1 protein-coding gene is annotated in these 1260 nt (G+C 50.6%); it reads left to right on the top strand.

Annotated elements, in window-relative coordinates; translation table 11 throughout:
• Positions 1 to 74 precede the first annotated feature (74 nt).
• Positions 75 to 1252 (top strand): IS3 family transposase gene (locus FCL40_RS18355; RefSeq protein ID WP_136854722.1). Its coding sequence is split into 2 segments (ribosomal slippage): positions 75 to 333 and positions 333 to 1252, totalling 1179 coding nucleotides; the frame shifts between segments, so codons are not numbered across the junction.
• Positions 1253 to 1260: the final 8 nt, after the last annotated feature.

Raw genomic sequence — 1260 nt, 5'->3', positions numbered from 1 at the left:
TGTAGTGGCATAGTGAATTTGGCCACCTGATAAGAGGTGATTTACCATCACCTCAGAAGTTTACAGGTGACACTATGACCAAACGTAAAAGACGTTCTTTCGACCCCGAATTTAAACTGGAATGTGCCCAACTGGTTGTTGACCAGGGCTGCACCATCAAATCAACGACAGAAGCTATGGGCGTCAGCAAATCCACTCTGGAGAGCTGGGTTCGCCAGCTTCGTGCAGAGAGGGTCGGGAGTAGCCCTAAAGCAACGCCTTTGACACCCGAGCAACGCAAAATCCGTGAGCTGGAAAAGAAGATCAAACGCATTGAAGAAGAAAAGGAAATCCTAAAAAAGGCTACCGCTCTCTTGATGTCAGACTCCCTGAACAATTCTCGCTAATCGAGAAACTCAAGACGAGCCATACCGTTAAGCTGCTCTGCGAAGTGTTCGGGATTCATCGCAGCAGCTACCGATACTGGGTGGGTCGACCCCGTAGCTTATCGACTGAGCGAATTAAGCTGCGTAGCGAAGTCCGCCGGGCTTATGAGCTAAGCAACGGGTCAGCCGGTGCGAGAACCATTGCGGATATAGTTACGGCTCGCGGTACGCCGTTGAGTCGCTATCGAGCTGCCAATCTTATGAAAGACCTTGAGTTGGTGAGTTGCCAGCTTCCCGGTCATTCGTATCGAAAAACGACCCAGGAGCACCCGGCTGCCCCAAATCTGCTTAATCGTCAGTTTGCCGTCACAGAGCCAAATCAGGTCTTCACTGGTGATGTTACCTATATTTGGACAGGTCAGCGCTGGGCTTATCTGGCAGTGGTTCTTGACCTGTTTGCTCGAAAGCCAGTTGGCTGGGCCATGTCACTGTCGCCTGACAGTGAACTCACTAGCAAGGCACTGGCGATGGCCTTTGAATCACGAGGGCGACCAAAAGGATTGATGTTCCACTCAGATCAGGGCTGTCACTACACCAGCAGGAAGTTCCGGCAGTTACTCTGGCGCCACCAAATAACTCAGAGCATGAGTCGACGAGGGAACTGTTGGGATAATAGTCCGATGGAGCGGTTCTTCCGCAGCCTGAAAACTGAATGGGTACCAACAACCGGGTATCGAAATTTTGCCGAAGCTCAACGCTCAATCACGGATTACATTGTGAGCTATTACAGCAATCACAGACCCCACCAATACAACGGTGGACTGACTCCGAATGAATCAGAACGACAGTTCTGGTTTGCTCATAAAACCGTGGCCAGTTTTACTTGACCACTACA

Source organism: Ferrimonas sediminicola (genome assembly GCF_005116715.1).
Taxonomy (GTDB): Bacteria; Pseudomonadota; Gammaproteobacteria; order Enterobacterales; family Shewanellaceae; genus Ferrimonas; species Ferrimonas sediminicola.
Note: the sequence above shows the minus strand (reverse complement) of the source record. Positions and strands in the feature narration are given on the sequence as shown.